Source organism: Paenibacillus sp. NPDC057886 (genome assembly GCF_042796655.1).
In the GTDB taxonomy this organism is placed as follows: Bacteria; Bacillota; Bacilli; order Paenibacillales; family Paenibacillaceae; genus Paenibacillus.
The window spans coordinates 1-17,856 of sequence record NZ_JBHVMZ010000011.1 but is presented as its reverse complement, the minus strand read 5'-3'; the positions used below and the strand labels follow the sequence as shown (position 1 = coordinate 17,856).

Genomic DNA, 17,856 nt, shown 5'->3' with positions numbered 1-17,856 from the left:
GGTTTGCGTTCTTTTTTTGTTTTCAGCCTCTTTTTTATCAAAAGATACATCCCGTATAGCCCTACATACAGTTATTTACAAGTATCTACAGAAAATCGTTCTATTCCATTTAGCAAGTCGAATTATAATAAGCTTGAGCTGGTAATAGTAAGAAGAATCTTGGAACAATAGCTAATGAGAGCGAGGAATTAGAAGTGGAGAAAAAGCGAGTGATCCAGTTGGGACAACGTGCCGAGCATCTGATCATCGAAGAAAACCGTCGAGCAATGGAAAGTGGCAGAATAGAAGCAGTTACCCAGCGTCCTCAACTACATAACAACATGAATAATGAGATGAATCCAATCAAGGATCAACAGCAAAATATATGGAGAAGTCGTTTATTAAGCAGCGGAGCCCGCAACCAACCGTGGTTCGACAAACTGCAAGATTACCGAGATGAAGTCTGATTGCCCGGGAAATTGTCGGCTTCAGATTTTTTTGGATTGAATTGAACGTTTCTGCAGAGCCTGTCGTAATAACATAAGACTGAGCGGAGAGCAGGTGATGATTCAGATGGAGGCAGCCGAACTGGAAGAGGTACAGAGAGCGATACAGGGAGATGACAGTGCACTGGCAGAACTGCTGCAGCGTCACTACGCTTTTGTGTATAAGTATCTTGTCAAAGTAACGATGGACCCCAACGTTGCCGAGGAGACAGTGCAGGATACAATGATTCGATGTATGGAAAATATTAATAGATACGATGGCTCGTCTGCCTTTTCGTCATGGATGATTACGATTGCCACCCGTATATATATCGACAAGACGAGGCGCAGGCGAAGAGAACAGATCTGGTTGGAAGCAATTCGTAATCAGGCTGTACGAAAATTGCGATGGCAATTTGAGAGTCGGAATGAAGAATGGACAGATGTGATGGATGCCATGACAAGGTTAACACCTGAACATCGTATTGCCGTCCTGCTAAAGCATTATTATGGCTATGGATATGATGAAATTGGTGAAATGCTGGGTATTCCATCCGGAACGGCGAAGTCTCGTACTGCCTATGGCCTTCGTCAATTGAGAAAGGAGCTAGGATGAGCATGAGCAGATCTGAAGAACAGGATGAACCAGAAATTCTGAAACGGATGCAACAACAGATGAAAGTGCTTGATAATGCCTATGAGCCTGTAAATATTCCTTCAGTAGCCTCAATTGAAGCCCAAGTCAAGGAACGACGACAAATGAGACGACGAGCCAATCGGATCGAAATGATCTTGTTCTGGATTGTGGGATTGTTCATTATCACTTTTGGTGCCTTATTGTTCCATTCAGCTCCAGCTCTATATTTGGGTCTTCAGGCTATTAGCTTGTGCGCAGCGATTGCCGTGGCAGCAATCTGGTCAGGTCGACGCCGGAAGGAGACGCGTCATGAATGATATGCATTATCCTTTAAATGAAATTCCTCTCGTATGGCTTATTCTGATTGCCATTCTTTTGCTGATACAGGGAACATGGATCTTTCAGGATGCACGCAGGCGTGGCCGTTTCCCCTGGTTATGGGGGTTGTGGGGCATCACCGGATTCCCAACACCTTTGATCATATATTGGTTCATTGTGGTGCGAGCAGACCGCAGGCCCCCTAAGCAAACATCGGACAAATGATAAAGTTTACGACATGGAAAAAAGATTTTGCACAAATGTTTTGTTTAATTCTAGTAATCGTAGACATCGCTATTCTTTTCTAGTAGACTATACAAATAATAAAAAGATAGACTACCAGGAGGTTAGACGATGCTGCGATTAGGAGAGAAGGTTGTCATCGTCGCGGATGCGTTTGAGCAGAATCTTCCTGTGGGGGAATATGGTTTCATCATCGCTTATGACCGGAATCCGGACAATGCGTTCGATTACGTGCTTCGAGTGCCGCAGGTGAATCGGAACTTTTTTGTTCCATCCGGCGACGTCGATCTAGAAGAGGTTCTGCTGAAGCAGGAAGCTGAGCGGGTCGAGCGAGAAGCGTTGATAGATTACGCCCTTGCGACACACAATGAGAAACTGTTTCATCATCTGATGAACGGAGATTTTCAAGCTGTGGAAGAGGAAGAGGAAACCGCGAACGATGTTATGTCACAGGCGGATTTTATAAAGCAGGTTAACCTGCGTGCATGGATTTAGAATTTTAAGAGTCGGCTGATGCCGGCTCTTTTTTGATTTCTCGACATCCTATTTCCAAAACTCAAACCGTTTCTGTTCAGAATCGGTTCAGAGACAATTGATAAAATACCTTGCAATGTAGAGGGGGAATGTTCCCTTCAAATTATACATAGACAAGGAAGGTAGATATTAGGATGAAAAGGAGCATTCGAAACGGTAGAAGGTTCATGATGATGGTATTGGCATGTCTAGTGATTATGGGGGGCAATCCAATCTTTCAGATTTGGGATATAAACCGCGCTTACGCCTCTACTGGCGAAGAATGGACGTTAATGGGGGAAGCAGGTTTCTCGGCTGGCGAAGCATCTGCTCCCAAGATGGCACTGGATCAATCAGGTACGCCATATGTTGCTTATACGGATTTGGGCGCTGGTTTCAAAGCAACGGTGATGAAGTACACTGAGCCTAACGGTTGGCAATTGGTAGGTGACAGAGGCCTATCTCTTGGTTCAGCAAGCGGGATCACACTCGTTCTGGATCACGCAGGAACTCCGTATATAGGTTATCAAGATAACGGTGCTGGCGGTAAAGCGACAGTCATGAAATATAGTGAATCAGACGGTTGGGAATTGGTAGGAGAGGCAGGCTTTACTCCAGACAGGGCGAACTACCCTTCGCTCGCGCTGGATCAGGCGGGTAATCCTTATATTGCTTTTAAGGACGGAGCCAGTGGGAAAGCAAGCGTAATGATGTATAGCGAACCAACGGGCTGGGCCCTGGTGGGAACAGCTGATTTTTCTCCGGAAGTTGGCAGCGCTGTATCACTGGTTCTTGATCGAGCCGATATGCCTTATTTGGCTTTTCAGGACGCTTCATACAATACGACAGTAATGAGATTTCGCGCAAATTCGTGGGAACTGGTAGGTCAAGAAGGAATTTCGTCAGGATATGCAACTTCGCCCTCATTGGCACTGAGCCCATCAGGCAATCCATATGTTGCGTTTGTGAATAATGCATCTAAAGTGACGGTCATGACATACCAGGATGTGAAAGCGGCCTGGGAAGAAGTGGGTCAATCCGGGTTTTCACCAGGCACCGCTTCTTCGCCATCACTGGCAGTAGACCAGGCAGGTACACCTTTTGTGGTATTCAAGGATGGTGCAAACGGAAATAAAGCCACTCTAATGAAATACAGCGAGCAATATGGCTGGGAGTTTGTCGGTCAAGCCGGTTTCTCTGCTGGGGTGGTGTCTACACCTTCACTCGCATTGGATCAAGCAGGCAAGCCTTGTGTTGCTTATCAGGATGCATCAAGTGTTTCCAAAGCTACGGTAATGACGTTTGGAGCGAAAGTTTCGTACACGGTCACATACGATGGAAACGGAGCACAAGCAGGCAATCCACCCGTAGATTACCAGCAGTACAGTGAACAAGCAGGGGTAACCGTTTTTGACAACACGGGCATTTTAGAAAAAACAGGTTATACATTCGCTGGCTGGAATACGCAAGCGAATGGAAGTGGAACAAGCTATAACGCAGGTGAGACGCTCGTTATGGGGTCTTCCAATCTGACGTTATATGCGGTTTGGATTCCAGTTTTACCTGATGATACGGATAACCCGGATGAGGATATAAACAAGTGGAAAGTTATTGGCAATGCAGGTTTCTCAGAGGGAATGGCTTTTGATCAAGATCTTGCTGTGGATGCAAATGGCACACCATATGTCGTATATCAGGATGCATCCAAGGGGTATAAAGCCACGGTTATGAAGTTCAGCGGAGCAAATGGCTGGACCGCAGTAGGACAACCGGGATTTACAGAGAGTTTTGTTACAAAGAACAAATTGGCAATAGACCAGAGCGGAACGGTATATGTTGCCTTTAGTGATATAAATTATGGTGGCAAAGCGACAGTCATGAAGTATACGGAGCAGGATGGCTGGAAATTTGTAGGTTTTCCGGGTTTTACTTCAGGGAACTTATCGAGTCTTGATATGAAACTGGATACAAATGGTGTGCCATATGTTGCCGTTAATAGTGGATATCAGCTCACCGTGATGAAATATAATAACGAGTCCGGTGAGTGGATGTCAATCGGCAATCCCGGAAATACTCTGGGAGGCGTTGGAGGAAGTATATTGGCTTTAGGGTCAGACGGTGTCCCTTACGTTGCATTCAGCGATAATAGTGGAGGATTCAGATTGTCGGTCATCAGATATAACGAAGCGGATGATTCTTGGTCCTTTGTTGGTAATCGTGCTTTTTCACAAGAGAGCGTAGCCGAAATTGCGTTGGCAGTGGATCAGAACGAAACGGTGTATGTTGTATATACCGGTGGATATGACGGACAAAAGCCGACGGTCATGAAGTACACTGGCTCCGGAACGTGGACAGAGGTTGGGAGTGCCAGATTCTCTGAAGGTGCAGCAAATTTTCTTTCCATGGTGCTTGATCAAGATGGAAGCCCGTATGTGGCATATATGGATTCAGCAAATATGAACAAAGCATCCGTTATGAAATATACCGAGGCGGATGGCTGGAATGCGATAGGGGGGGCTGGTTTCTCAGAGGGAATTGCACAGAACACCGCGTTGGAGATTGATGCAGCAGGAAACCTGTACATTTCTTTCAAAGACGGAAGCAACGGAAACAAAGCTACAGTTATGTCCTATGCACAACCGAAGAGATATCAGATCACCTACAATAGTAATGGAGCCTCAGCAGGAAACGTGCCCTTAGACAACCGGACATATAAGCAACAAACGTTGGCTACAATTTTGGGTAACACAGGTAACCTGGTGAAGACGGGTTATACTTTTGCAGGCTGGAACACGGCAGCGGACGGCAGCGGAGAAAACTATAGTGTGGGCGATACGTTCCTTATAGGCACCTCTAATGTGACATTGTTCGCGAAGTGGCTTGTGTCGAATAACGGGGGAACAAACCCTCCAGATGGTTCTGACAACTCCAGTGGTGGAAATGGCGGTAACGGTTCAAATCCGGGTAGTGGCAGTACTTCTGGAGGGTCTGCAAGCGGAACGGCAGGTACAGCGCCCTCTGGAGGAGGACAGGCCAATGTGGGCGTTTCGATTCTGGTGAACGGGAAGCCAGAAACGGCAGGAACCTTGAAAACGTCTAAATTGAACGGACAGAATGTGTTGACTCTGATAGTTGACGAACAGGCTGTCATGCAAAAGTTGGATGCGGAAGGCAAGAACGCCGTAGTTACCCTGCCTGTAAACAGTGGAGAAAAAGATCGGGTTATCGGTGAACTTACCGGACAATTGGTGAAGTTCATGGCAGACAAGGAAGCTATGCTCGTACTTCAGACGGACGCAGTTTCCTATTCCGTGCCTTCCCGACTGGTGGAAATCAATACTCTGGCACAACAACTTGGCGCTGAAGATCATTTTGGGGATGTGCTCTTTCATTTGGAAATCGCTCCTGCTTCTGCTGAAACGATATCCGCGGCGGAAACGGTTGCCCGTCAAAACGGCTATGCCTTGATTGGTCCTCTGTTTGATTTCAACATAACGGCTACGTATGGTGACAAAACTGTAAGTGTGGACCGATTTAACGAATACGTCGAACGAGCAATTACGTTGTCCAATGAGGTTGATCCTACCCAGGTGACGACCGGGGTTGTTGTTGAGAAGGACGGCGGCGTGCGCCACGTTCCGACCAAAATTACACAAGTCAATGGAGTGTATCATGCACAAATCAACAGTTTGACGAATAGTGCGTATGGTCTCGTCTGGAATCCCCAGACATTCGTAGACGTTGTTGGACATTGGGCAGAAACGGAAGTAAACGATATGGGCTCAAGAATGGTTGTCCGTGGAATATCGGATACGATCTATAATCCGGATGCGAGCATAACCCGCTCTGAATTTGCGGCCGTGATTGTGCGGGCACTGGGGCTTCAACTAGGTGAAGAAAATGACCGATTCAGCGATGTAAACCCGAGTGACTGGTATGCAGACGTAGTAAGTGCTGCTTCCAACCTGGGTCTGATCGACGGTTATGCAGACGGCACATTCCGGCCAACACAGAAGATTACCCGTGAGGAAGCGATGATGATCATTAATCGGACGATGAAACTTACCAGCTTGGATCGTAAGCTGCATATCGACACGGACCAAGATCACTCCCGTTATTTAGATATGGAGCAGGTATCGTATTGGGCGAAAGAAGCTGTCGACTTCAGTCTTGAATCTGGGCTTGTATCTGGTCGGAGTAACGCAACCCTTGCTCCGAAATCCATGATCACTCGGGCAGAGACGGCGGTGCTTATTCATCGTTTGTTACAGCATTCGGGTTTGATCTAAAGAATAATTAGTATGGTATACAGCAAAAGGCAGGGCGAATTCGCACTGCCTTTTTGCCAATTTAGACTAGGAGCAGCAATTTATACAGTGAATTCATAATAGCGATGGTTTTCTGCGTAATAGAAGCTAGTACAGTCGTATGCATTGAATTGTCGAACTATCTCACCTATAATGAAAAAAGTTATCTTGGGACTTTAGCCCGTTAAACGGACGATTCGTTTTCGGCGGTTTCAGGAATTAGAACGAATGAAGGAGGCATCCGGAAATGAGTATTTCGAATAATGACGTTCAGCATGTGGCGAAGCTGGCCCGGCTTAATTTGACTGCCGAAGAAGAGCAGACCCTGACAGGACAGCTGAACGCAATTTTAAAATATGCTGAGAAGCTGAATGAACTGGATACAGAGAACATTGAGCCAACCACTCACGTTCTGCACGTCAGCAATGTGATGCGTGAAGATGAGACGAAGGAAAGTCTGTCGATTGAACAGGTCATGCGCAATGCACCAGAAGAAGAAGAAGGGCAATTCAAAGTGCCTGCTGTAATGGAATAACGGATAACCGGAAGGGGGACGAATTACGTGAGTTTATTTGAACAATCGTTGCCGGAGATACATAACAAGCTGCACGCCAAGGAGCTGTCGGTCAGCGATCTGGTGAATCAGGCATATCAGAACATTGGTGAACGGGATGAGAAGGTTAAGGCTTATCTGGCACTGGATGAAGAACAAGCACGTGCTCGTGCACGTCAACTGGATGATCGTCTCGTCAGCGGTGAGGAGAAAGGTTTGCTTTTCGGTCTGCCAGTCGGCATTAAGGACAACATCGTTACGAACGGACTGCGTACAACATGTGGCAGCCAGTTTCTGCGCAATTTCGACCCGGTGTATGATGCAACGGTTGTCGAGAAGCTGAAAGCGGCGGATACCGTCACGATCGGGAAGCTAAACATGGATGAATTCGCCATGGGTGGCTCCAATGAAAATTCAAGCTTTTACCCTGTTCGTAACCCATGGGCACTCGATCGTGTTCCAGGCGGCTCAAGTGGTGGATCTGCTGCGGCTGTTGCGGCAGGAGAAGCTTATTTCACATTGGGATCAGATACAGGGGGCTCCATCAGACAGCCTGCTTCCTATTGCGGCGTTGTCGGTTTGAAACCTACCTACGGACTCGTATCCCGTTTTGGTCTGGTTGCATTCGCATCTTCCCTGGATCAAATTGGACCTTTGACGAAAAATGTCGAAGATTCTGCCTATGTGCTGCAAGCCATTGCTGGTTATGACGCCAAAGATTCGACATCCGCGAAAGTGGATATCCCGGATTACTTAAGCGGACTGACAGGGGATGTCAAAGGACTTCGCATTGCTGTTCCGAAGGAATACATTGGTGAAGGCGTTGATCCTCAAGTTAAAGAAACCGTCCTATCTGCCCTGAAAGTCCTCGAAGGACTCGGCGCAACATGGGAAGAAGTATCCCTTCCGCATACCGAATATGCGGTAGCTACGTATTATCTGCTCGCTTCCTCGGAGGCTTCTTCGAACCTGGCTCGTTTCGACGGTGTGCGTTATGGTGTTCGTGCAGACAATCCGGAAAACTTGCTGGATCTGTATCACCAGTCCCGCAGTCAAGGGTTTGGTCCCGAAGTGAAACGACGCATCATGCTTGGAACCTATGCGCTCAGCTCGGGTTATTACGATGCGTATTATTTGAAAGCTCAAAAAGTACGTACGTTGATCAAACAGGATTTCGACGACGTATTTGCCAAATATGATGTCATCATTGGGCCAACAGCGCCAACAACGGCATTCAAACTTGGTTCCCAAGTCGATGATCCACTTACGATGTATCTCAACGATATTCTGACCATCCCGGTCAGCTTGGCTGGTGTACCTGCAGTCAGCATCCCTTGCGGATTCTCGGATGGCCTACCTGTCGGCATGCAGATTATTGGTAAAGCTTTTGATGAAACGACCGTACTGCGCGTAGCGCATGCGTTTGAACAAAATACGGAATTCCACAAGCAGCGTCCGCAGCTGTAGACTGCCCGGAACGGAGGAATATAGAAATGTCCGCATCTAAATATGAAACGGTCGTTGGACTTGAAGTCCATGTCGAGTTGCATACAAACTCCAAAATCTTTTGCGGCTGCTCCACTGCCTTTGGGGCTCCGCCAAATACACATACTTGTCCGGTCTGTCTCGGACATCCAGGCGTATTGCCTGTATTGAATCGCCAAGCTGTAGATTACGCGATGAAAGCAGCCATGGCCCTTAACTGCACCATTGCTGATGTCAGCAAGTTTGACCGCAAAAACTACTTCTACCCCGATTCTCCGAAGGCTTACCAGATCTCACAATTCGATCAACCGATCGGTGAGAATGGCTGGATCGATATTGAAGTAAACGGTGAAACGAAGCGAATCGGCATTACGCGTCTTCATCTGGAAGAAGATGCAGGGAAGCTTACCCACGTGGATGGCGGCTATGCTTCCTTGGTCGATTTCAACCGTGTAGGTACCCCGCTGGTGGAAATTGTGTCTGAACCTGAGATTTCTTCTCCGGAAGAAGCTCGGGCATACCTGGAAAAATTGCGTGCCATCATGCAGTACTGTGATGTATCCGACGTGAAGATGGAAGAAGGCTCACTGCGTTGTGATGCCAACATTAGTTTGCGTCCGCATGGACAGGAGAAGCTGGGAACGAGAGCCGAACTGAAAAACATGAACTCCTTCCGCGGCGTTCAGCGTGGTCTGGAATATGAGCAGTATCGCCAAGCGGAAATTTTGGACGACGGCGGGGAAGTGGTTCAGGAAACTCGTCGCTGGGATGAGGCTCAAGGGAAAACACTGTCGATGCGTGGTAAAGAGCAAGCGCATGACTATCGTTATTTCCCAGACCCGGACTTGGTGAAGCTACATATCGATACAGCTTGGAAAGAACGGATCAGAGCTTCCATACCGGAGCTTCCAGACGAGCGTAAAGCCCGTTATACCGCTGATTATGGACTGCCTAATTATGATGCGGAGGTTATTACCTCATCCAAAGCGGTCGCTGATCTATTTGAAGACAGCCTGAAATACACCAAGGATGCCAAAGCCGTATCCAACTGGATCATGGGGGATTTGCTCGGTTACTTGAATACCAGCAACCTTGAATTGACTCAGGTGCCACTGACTGGCCAAGGTCTGGGTGAGATGATTGGACTGCTTGAAAAAGGTACAATTAACAGTAAAATCGCCAAAACGGTATTTAAGGAAATGCTGGAGAGCGGCAAGCTTCCTCAGCAAATCGTTGAAGAGAAAGGTCTGGTCCAGATTAGTGACTCAGGTGCCATTCTCGCCATTGTGGAGCAGGTTGTTGCGAACAACCCGCAATCCGTGGAAGATTACAAGGCTGGTAAGCAGAAGGCTATTGGCTTCCTCGTTGGTCAAGTCATGAAAGAAAGCAAAGGCAAAGCCAATCCGGGACTAGCCAATCAACTGCTTACAGATGTACTGAACCGCTAATCCATCCGGTGAGGCCGGACAGAAAGAGGCTCGTCCCTGTGACAGCCTCTTTTTGTTAGGGGCACAAGTTTGATTTTATTGTCTTGGATTCAATGACGTACGAAGGAGATGAGGAAGGTATGAAGATTGAATCTTTGTCATTGAGTGATACGGAGACAGTAGGGCAGCTCTGGCGATTGCAGCATGTAGCGTATCGGCTTGAAGCCGAAATAATCGGTTTTCAGGAAATTCCACCTTTAATGGATACGATGGAGACGCTGCAGAGCTGTGGAGAGACCTTTTATGGCTATCTAGATACGGATGGCGAATTGCTTGGTGCGGTTGCAGTAGATGAGGAAGAGATCAATACGTTGACGATCACACGAATGATGGTGCACCCTGATCATTTTCGTAAAGGAATTGCAGCTGCTTTGATGACACATGTGTTTGAGCAGTATCCGGAACTTCCGCGTTATATCGTTTCCACTGGAACATTGAACCAGCCAGCCGTGAAATTGTATACCAAATTCGGTTTTAAGCCCGTGGAAGCTGTACAGATTGCACCAGGAGTGGAATTAACGACATTTCATAAGAATAAAGATTAATGATGTGAACAATTTGGAGGAGGAATACCGGCTTTGGGCAATCCCTGGTTAATAGATGAGTGGCACATTTTATTGCGATTATTACTGGCTATGCTGCTTGGAGGGCTTGTAGGCCTGGAGCGGGAGCGTTCCAATCACGCTGCTGGTTTACGCACCCATATTTTGGTATGTCTTGGATCTGCACTGATCATGATGTTGTCTGTTTATGGATTTAAAGATTTTGCACATGAATTAAACGTAAGGATTGATCCGGCCCGTCTGGCTACAGCCGTTATTACCGGCGTTGGGTTTCTCGGAGCGGGCACGATTCTATTTACCGGCAAGTCGATTACCGGACTGACAACGGCAGCTTCCATTTGGGTTGTGGCAGCCATCGGACTGGCTACAGGCGCAGGCTTCTTTTTTGCCTCCATCGTGTCAACAGTCTTGGTATTACTTAATCTCTGGGTATTCAATAAGTTGGAGCTTAGGTATATACGGGGAAACAAACTGCATGTCGTAACACTTCATACCTTATCTGAGCCCGGTTTTCTGGAACAGGTATCTTCATTTATGGAGCAGGAGAAGATCAAAATCCGTAAAATAACAGTTAATGAGCAGGATTTGGCTTATGCAGAAATGATATCGGTTGAACGTAAAATTGAAATTGTGTTGCATGTTTACATGCCCCATGAGTTCAGTGCAGTGCAGCTCGTATCCAAGCTAAGACAGTGGGAACATGTAACGAAAGTGTCGGTCGAATAAATGAATTAAACCCTCTAAGGCCTTTAGTGCCGGAGGGTTTTTGCTCATAACCATATTTCTTCCAGTTACTCTCCCGGCTCTTTAGGGTACTATCTAACCAAATGCATGAAGAGCGGGAACGTCAGCCCGGAAGAAAGGAGTCGTTTATGAAACGGAAACGTCAGTCGAACAATAATTCCAGCGGAACGCGAGGAAAACCTGTCCGAAATCGGACTCACAAGTTTATTGCCGGATTGCTAAGTGCGGTTATTCCGGGTCTGGGCCATATTTATCTCCGGTTATACATGAGAGGTCTGACTTTCATGATGCTTGTGCTTCTGGACCTGTCAGCACTCTTGTATTTCTCCTCTATTGGAATACAGATCAATGTACCATTGCTTATCCTGCTGGCGTTGTTTATACCAGTGATTTACTTTTACAATGTATTCGACGTATTGCAATCTGCGGACTGGGTGATGATGCGGAGGAGAAGAGAGGTTACCCACAATAGCTCGGACAAGCCTATCCCTAATGAACGTTTGGCTGGGGAAGCCATGATGGTGTGGGAGAGAGGCATTTCGTTTGGACTGCTTCTGATTGTAGGAGGATCGCTGCTGGTATTGTTTTTTCGCAAACCGCGTTGGTTTAAAGAGCTAATCGCTGTGTATGGTGGATACACTTTTGCTGTTCTCATGATCGCAGGAGGACTAATCCTTTTCGGACGGGAGATCTGGGTCATGCTGCGCAAGAAGAAAATCTAGCGTGAACTATTTAAGGAGGGATAGCCATGAACCGTAAAGTCCGGGTCGGCCGCTATACGGCTGCCGCCTTAATCGTAGCTGTCGGTGTGCTGTTGATTTTGGATAAACGGTGGGGAACGGACTATGTATATGAGATGGTCGATTGGTGGCCCCTCTTGCTCGTTGTGTTAGGTGTGGAATACATACTGTTGTTCTTAGTGACACGTCGAAGAGGGAATGTAGCTTCAGACAACCAAGGTGAGAAAATCAAAATGCGCTTCAGACCCGATGCGAAGGGCATCCTGACGTCCCTTGTCCTGACGGCTTCTGTATTTATCGTTTCAGAGCAGGATCACTATATGCATTTGTGGAACAGGGTCAGTCTTAATCTGGGAGCGGCATCCATGGACTATAGTCAGGCAGCAGGATACATGGAAGATAAGGGCACGATTCGGGTCCCTGTAGGTATGGATACGTCGGACCTTGTTGTTGAGGGCGTGAACGGGGATATCTCGGTACAGCGGGGAGACACGGAAGAGATTGAAGTGCGCACGGTAGTTTGGGTGGATCAGACAACTGAAGTACAGGCCAAAGCAGTGGCGGACGCTTCCTTTGTTGAGGCAGATGGTACAAAAGTGATTCATATCAAGACTACAGGCAAAACGTATGGAGAGAACGAGAAAACACAGCCGCGGATGAATATCACCATAACGATTCCGGATGATCGTCGTTTCAATCTCGATATTCGGACGTCCAATGGAGCCATATTGTTGAATCGTCCGGAAGCCATCAGTACCATTTTGGCCGAGACAGGAAATGGACGTATACGAATTACGAATGCCGTAGGTGATATTTCTGGTAAAACGCTGAATGGTGATGTCGTTGTGGCAAATGCGATCGGAAATGTGGACTTGAACAGTAATCGAGGGGACATGAAGGCCCGTGGGGTTTCTGGAAATGTGAATCTGACTACACAAGTCGGAAGTATTAGCATCACGGACTCCGTCGGAGAAATCACAGCGGACACCCGAAACGGAAATATCAATGTAGACGGTGCAAGTTTGGCAGTCAAAGCTCAATCCCTCAATGGCAGTATAAGCATTGTATCCGCCAAAGTAGGCGGTGACTGGGATGTTTATAGTGCTGTAGGTGCTATTAACATTCTGCTTCCGGAGCGGGGGGATTATAGTCTCAGTGGCTCCAGCAGTTATGGAGATTTGCAAACGGATCTGCCGTTTAAAGTGAAGAATAAAACGATTGAGGGCCAGCTTGGTGAAGGCGAGTATACGGTTAAAGTTGAGGGAAACAGCGACCTCACTATTGATCGTAATCCTGCAGTGCCCCCTGTTGGAACGAATTCACTGGATACGGAAGATACGGTTGATAACTTGGAACAAATGACCGAAGACGGACAGAATTCCCAAGACCAAACGTCCGAAGTTCCCTGACTGGCGCGTTGACAATAAACTTGCAATCGCCGTACAATAAATATAAACTGGCAAGGTTACACGGCAGGGAAAATGTAATGTCGTTGTTCCAGCCGAGGATCAACTCTGAATAAAGAGAACATGTGATACTACATTCTGTCTCTGCAGAGTAATGAAAGGTAAGGCGGTGGGTTTTATGGCAACACGTGTCCAACATGCGTTGGAGCATCTGAAAACGACCGGTGTCCGTATTACACCCCAGCGTCATGCCATATTGAACTACTTGATGGAATCCATGGGGCATCCGACAGCCGATGAAATTTACCGTGCGCTTGAACCCCAGTTTCCCAGTATGAGCGTGGCGACTGTATATAACAATTTGAAGATGTTTCTGGAAGCGGGCATGGTCCGGGAGTTGACATACGGAGATAACTCAAGTCGCTTCGATGCCAATGTGACGGATCATTACCATGTTATCTGTGATAAATGCGGCAAAATTGAAGATTTTAGTTATCCTTCGCTAAAAAGCGTGGAGCTCCAGGCGGAGTCAAGTACAGGGTTTGAAGTACATGGTCACCGATTGGAAGTATATGGTGTTTGTAAAAGTTGCAGGGATTAAGAGAGTTGAATTACAATATTAACGTGCAGAATTCAGTTTGGATTCTTCACGTTTTTTGTTTTTAGGACGATAGAATGTATATAGTCTCAGCAAATTAGCTATTTCATGATTCAGCATGATTAACGGAGGTAGACGTTTGAGTAGAAAAAGCAGATATACACGTCAGAAGCGCCGCTCGTTCTGGCCTGGATTTTTGGCTGCCTGTGTTGTCGCAGGCGGTGCTTATTGGCTAATAACGAATGTTTGGCTTAATCAGATTCACGAAGACCCCGACTGGATTGGCATGAATCAACCTATTTTTGTGGACGGACAACTGATGGATGGTGAAGCTTCAGGAGAGGGAGATCAACTTAAGTTGCCCGTATCGGTGCTGCAAGAGGCGATTGATTCCGGAATACGTTATGAAGCTGACACAGGAGATATCATTATTGCAACACCGCAGCGAGTGCTTCATATGAAGGAAGGCAGTACAAAGGCGGAACTTAATCATCGAGATTATCCCATGACGGTTAAACCGGAGGTGGTTGGGGGAGAAGCTTATATTCCGCTCAAACCACTGAAAGAAGTATATGGGATAGCTATACAGGAAGATCCTACAACGGGTGCCGTGCTGCTGATGCGTGGAGGTGACACCATTCAGTATGCAGAGATTGATACATTGTCTTCCAAGGCGGACAAAACGGTTCCTCTATACAAACGCGGAGGAGAATCTTCTCCCATCATTGCTGATATGGAGCAGGACGCTCGCGTAAGAGTATGGCAAACAGGTGATGACCAGAGCTTTGTTCAGTTGGATAATGGTTATGCCGGTTATGTGGCTAATAAATATGTCACCCTTACGGAGAAAAAGGAACTGGACAAGCCCAAATTCACACTCACCGAGGCGGAGAAAAAGTGGCAGAATAAACCGGTTAACCTGGTTTGGGAAGCCGTATACAATCGACAGCCTGATGTGACTTCAATTGGCAAGATGCCTGGAGTCAATGTGGTCAGTCCCACATGGTTCCATATTACAGATGGACAAGGCAACGTAAAAAGCAAAGGGGATAAAGCATACGTTAACTGGGCTCACCGTTCCGGCATGGAAGTGTGGGGCTTGATGGATAACAGCTTTGATCCGGATATTACGAAAGAAGCCGTGGCCTCATATGAGACACGTACGCATATTATTGAGCAGATGCTGGAGTATGCACAGACCTATCATTTGGACGGCATTAACATTGATTTTGAGAACGTCTATACAGACGATGGACCGAATATCACTCAATTTGTCCGCGAAATCAAGGCGATGGCTCGTATTCATGGCTTGATGCTCTCGGTTGATGTGACACCGAAATCGAACAGTGAGATGTGGTCCGCTTTTCTGGATCGTCGCTCGTTAGGCTCTTTTGCCGATTATATTGTCGTTATGGCGTATGACGAGCACTGGGCTGCGAGTCCAAAGGCCGGTTCAGTTGCCTCGCTTCCGTGGACAGAGTCTTCTATGAGACGGATCCTGGATGAGGATGAAGTACCATCGAACAAATTGATTATGGCTGTGCCGCTATATACTCGAATCTGGACGGAAGAGACCAATGATCAAGGAGAAGTGAAAGTGTCTTCCAAAGCGGTAGGCATGAGTACCGTCGCAGATCTAATCAAGGAAAAGAAACTCAAACCTGTTCTGGATAAACAAAGCGGACAGAATTATGTGGAATATGCCGAGGATGGGGCCACCAAGAAAATCTGGATAGAAGATGCCGTTTCGCTTCAGGCACGCGTTGATTTGGTTGCTTCGTTGAAATTGGGTGGAGTGGCTGCATGGAATCGAAGCTTTGCCGATGCATCGGCATGGGAGACGCTTAAACAGGCAGGATATTCGAAATAAATATGAAATTAATCTATTGAACTTATATATACATTAATTTAAAAGTCTTTGTGAAATTCAAAAAAGGTCCGGTGAAGATACCGGGCCTTTTTTCTGTCTCTGGGCTTTGATGAAAAGAACATCTAGCTGTTGGAACTCATGCCATGATCTGTGTCGGAAGGGGATGGAGCTGTGGAATGCGCTTTCAGTTGTGAACTGGTTGTATTGGCCTGATTAGGGTCCAGGGTAAGGATGGTGTGACAGAACATACAACGATCCGTCTTGCCGAGCATTTTGGTTAACTTGCCACATTCCGGACAGTCTACTTGTACTGCGCTTGTGGAAAGCATGCCAGCCCAGAAATAAATGGCCAGACTAGCCATCATGGCAATCAGGCCGATGACGAGTCCCACAGCGGCAAATACTTTGCCCGCGTGTCCCCAGAAGACAATTCCGGCAGTTCCCAGTACCATTAGGCCCATGCCTAGCATGGTAAGTAGCAGTCCCCAAGTGCGAAAAGCATTAATTTTTGCTGATTTAAAAATCATGAAAAATGCTCCTATCGTATGAGTAGTATCGGACCTGGATAAGAAGGAAACTTCAGTCTGCATGTAGAATTACATTATAACTGACTTGGCGCTTATCTGCCATGAATTGTATGGAGGGAATCGTGGAACTAAAGAACCTTGCTTTTTTGTCTGAACAGTCGGAAGAGACAGGGGCAGTTGGGGCTATCGCTTATTCCCACCCAGGAGAGCGATTCCACGGCTCCCTAATCCAGGATTTTGAGTTGCTCGTACTTGTTGTTCATAATACCGGCCAGTTGATATCCAAAGTTGGACACTACAAATATGGTGATCTTCGTTATCAAATGATCTATCTCAGCCGTCATGAGCTGCAGAGCAGTGTAATTACGGGGGATAACAATAACATCATGCAGTGCCTGATTGAAGGTGAGATCATTTGGGAAGCGGATAACGCCTTGAGCGCTTTGCGAGAGGAACTATCTGCTTTTGGAACCGAATTGCGTGAGCAAAAGCTGCTACATGAATTTGCTAGTTTTCTGAGAATGTATGTGGAAGCCAAACGTTACATTCAAGAGGGTCATGTTGTTGATGCCTATTACAATGTGCTTGAGGCTCTGGGGAACTGGGCTAGAATTGTACTTATTGAACAGGGAATCTACCCGGATCATGCCGTCTGGACACATGTGCAGAGTTTGGATCGCGCCTTGTGGAAGCTCTATCAGGAGCTTACCGTAAGCTCGGAGACGCTGGAACAGAGAGTTGAGCTTGTACTGCTTGCTTGTGAATTCTCAGTGATGTCTAAAATGAGCGATTGCTCTGGACTGCTTCTGCGTGTGCTGGGAAGTCGAAGGGAACCGTGGAGTATGGATGAACTTGTCCATCATCCACAGTTGAGATTTGTACGGGAGGATTTGCCGCTCATCCTTCGTAAGCTGGTGTTTCGTTCTATAGTAAAAGAATCGGCAGGATGGCCATCCTTTATAGGAGGAGATGGACGGGAAATCCGCTACTGGATTGAGGCGTAGTTACTCGTGAGACCTGCCGTTATATGACTTATAAAGTGGGAGGGGAAACCTTCCTTTTTTGTTTGTTTAATAATTTATAAAAAGAGGTTGACTCTTATTTAGGAAATATGATACATTATATTTCGTTCCTCAAACGAGCTTATCGTCAACAAATGATAAATTCTGCATAGGAAATAGTGAAGAACTAAAAGCTTCAAAAAAAGAAATTAAAAAAAGTTCTTGACGAAAACAAACGAAATGTGATACATTATTTAAGTCGCCGCCGAAAAAATGGTTGAGACGAAAAAGAGTAACACAAATCGAGTTTGATCTTTGAAAACTGAACAACGAGTGAGTAACGATCTTGCTTGCAAGATCGACGCTGGAAAATCGGTACAAGCCTTCAGGCTGTATGATT

Annotated in this window: 17 protein-coding genes; 16 read left to right on the top strand and 1 reads right to left on the bottom strand. The window is 46.6% G+C overall.

The genetic code is table 11. The features are described from left to right. The first annotated feature begins 194 nt into the window (after positions 1–194). From ACFVQB_RS29170 to ACFVQB_RS29100, 15 genes are all read left to right on the top strand, one after another. Positions 195–446, top strand: a complete 252-nt coding sequence (locus tag ACFVQB_RS29170; protein ID WP_379447703.1) for a hypothetical protein — start codon at positions 195–197, stop codon at positions 444–446. Positions 447–552: 106 nt separating this feature from the next. Continuing rightward, on the top strand, positions 553–1,080 hold the full coding sequence (gene sigY, locus ACFVQB_RS29165; protein ID WP_379448134.1) for an RNA polymerase sigma factor SigY: 528 nt from the start codon (positions 553–555) through the stop codon (positions 1,078–1,080). 2 nt (positions 1,081–1,082) lie between these two features. After that, the gene (locus ACFVQB_RS29160; RefSeq protein WP_379447701.1) at positions 1,083–1,418 is read left to right on the top strand and encodes a YxlC family protein; all 336 of its coding nucleotides are present in this window, start codon (positions 1,083–1,085) and stop codon (positions 1,416–1,418) included. Beyond that, positions 1,411–1,644, top strand: a complete 234-nt coding sequence (locus tag ACFVQB_RS29155) for a sigmaY antisigma factor component (RefSeq protein ID WP_379447697.1) — start codon at positions 1,411–1,413, stop codon at positions 1,642–1,644. The genes ACFVQB_RS29160 and ACFVQB_RS29155 overlap by 8 nt, the downstream gene beginning before the upstream one ends. Positions 1,645–1,773: 129 nt before the next feature. Then, complete coding sequence (locus tag ACFVQB_RS29150) at positions 1,774–2,157, top strand: hypothetical protein (RefSeq protein WP_024631336.1); 384 nt, start codon at positions 1,774–1,776, stop codon at positions 2,155–2,157. 173 nt (positions 2,158–2,330) lie between these two features. Next, a complete protein-coding gene (locus ACFVQB_RS29145; RefSeq protein WP_379447695.1) occupies positions 2,331–6,464 on the top strand; it encodes an S-layer homology domain-containing protein in 4,134 nt (1,377 codons plus the stop codon). Positions 6,465–6,729: 265 nt separating this feature from the next. Then, complete coding sequence (gene gatC, locus ACFVQB_RS29140; RefSeq protein ID WP_110001637.1) at positions 6,730–7,017, top strand: Asp-tRNA(Asn)/Glu-tRNA(Gln) amidotransferase subunit GatC; 288 nt, start codon at positions 6,730–6,732, stop codon at positions 7,015–7,017. A gap of 27 nt (positions 7,018–7,044) precedes the next feature. After that, the gene (gatA, locus tag ACFVQB_RS29135) at positions 7,045–8,502 is read left to right on the top strand and encodes an Asp-tRNA(Asn)/Glu-tRNA(Gln) amidotransferase subunit GatA (RefSeq protein ID WP_064640573.1); all 1,458 of its coding nucleotides are present in this window, start codon (positions 7,045–7,047) and stop codon (positions 8,500–8,502) included. Between the two features lie 26 nt (positions 8,503–8,528). Next, positions 8,529–9,968, top strand: coding sequence for an Asp-tRNA(Asn)/Glu-tRNA(Gln) amidotransferase subunit GatB (gene gatB, locus ACFVQB_RS29130; protein WP_379447693.1), 1,440 nt, complete (start codon positions 8,529–8,531; stop codon positions 9,966–9,968). 119 nt (positions 9,969–10,087) lie between these two features. Next, entirely contained in the window at positions 10,088–10,552 is a 465-nt protein-coding gene (locus ACFVQB_RS29125; RefSeq protein WP_379447689.1) for a GNAT family N-acetyltransferase, read from the top strand. Positions 10,553–10,585: 33 nt separating this feature from the next. Beyond that, the gene (locus tag ACFVQB_RS29120) at positions 10,586–11,296 is read left to right on the top strand and encodes an MgtC/SapB family protein (RefSeq protein WP_379447687.1); all 711 of its coding nucleotides are present in this window, start codon (positions 10,586–10,588) and stop codon (positions 11,294–11,296) included. Between the two features lie 146 nt (positions 11,297–11,442). Continuing rightward, positions 11,443–12,036, top strand: a complete 594-nt coding sequence (locus ACFVQB_RS29115; protein ID WP_379447685.1) for a hypothetical protein — start codon at positions 11,443–11,445, stop codon at positions 12,034–12,036. A gap of 26 nt (positions 12,037–12,062) precedes the next feature. Then, the gene (locus ACFVQB_RS29110) at positions 12,063–13,463 is read left to right on the top strand and encodes a DUF4097 family beta strand repeat-containing protein (protein ID WP_379447663.1); all 1,401 of its coding nucleotides are present in this window, start codon (positions 12,063–12,065) and stop codon (positions 13,461–13,463) included. 175 nt (positions 13,464–13,638) lie between these two features. Then, positions 13,639–14,061 carry a peroxide-responsive transcriptional repressor PerR gene (gene perR, locus ACFVQB_RS29105; protein WP_024631328.1) on the top strand — a complete coding sequence of 141 codons (423 nt, stop codon included), beginning with the start codon at positions 13,639–13,641 and terminating at the stop codon, positions 14,059–14,061. Between the two features lie 136 nt (positions 14,062–14,197). Continuing rightward, a complete protein-coding gene (locus ACFVQB_RS29100) occupies positions 14,198–15,928 on the top strand; it encodes a glycosyl hydrolase family 18 protein (protein ID WP_379447660.1) in 1,731 nt (576 codons plus the stop codon). 122 nt (positions 15,929–16,050) lie between these two features. Here the strand turns inward: ACFVQB_RS29100 and ACFVQB_RS29095 are convergent, their stop codons facing one another. Next, on the bottom strand, positions 16,051–16,455 hold the full coding sequence (locus ACFVQB_RS29095; protein WP_379447656.1) for a YgzB family protein: 405 nt from the start codon (positions 16,453–16,455) through the stop codon (positions 16,051–16,053). Between the two features lie 122 nt (positions 16,456–16,577). On the opposite strand from ACFVQB_RS29095, the gene ACFVQB_RS29090 reads away from it, so the two are divergent. Further along, positions 16,578–17,459: a nucleotidyltransferase-like protein gene (locus ACFVQB_RS29090; protein WP_379447654.1), complete on the top strand. Its 882-nt coding sequence runs from the start codon at positions 16,578–16,580 to the stop codon at positions 17,457–17,459. Positions 17,460–17,856 lie beyond the last annotated feature (397 nt).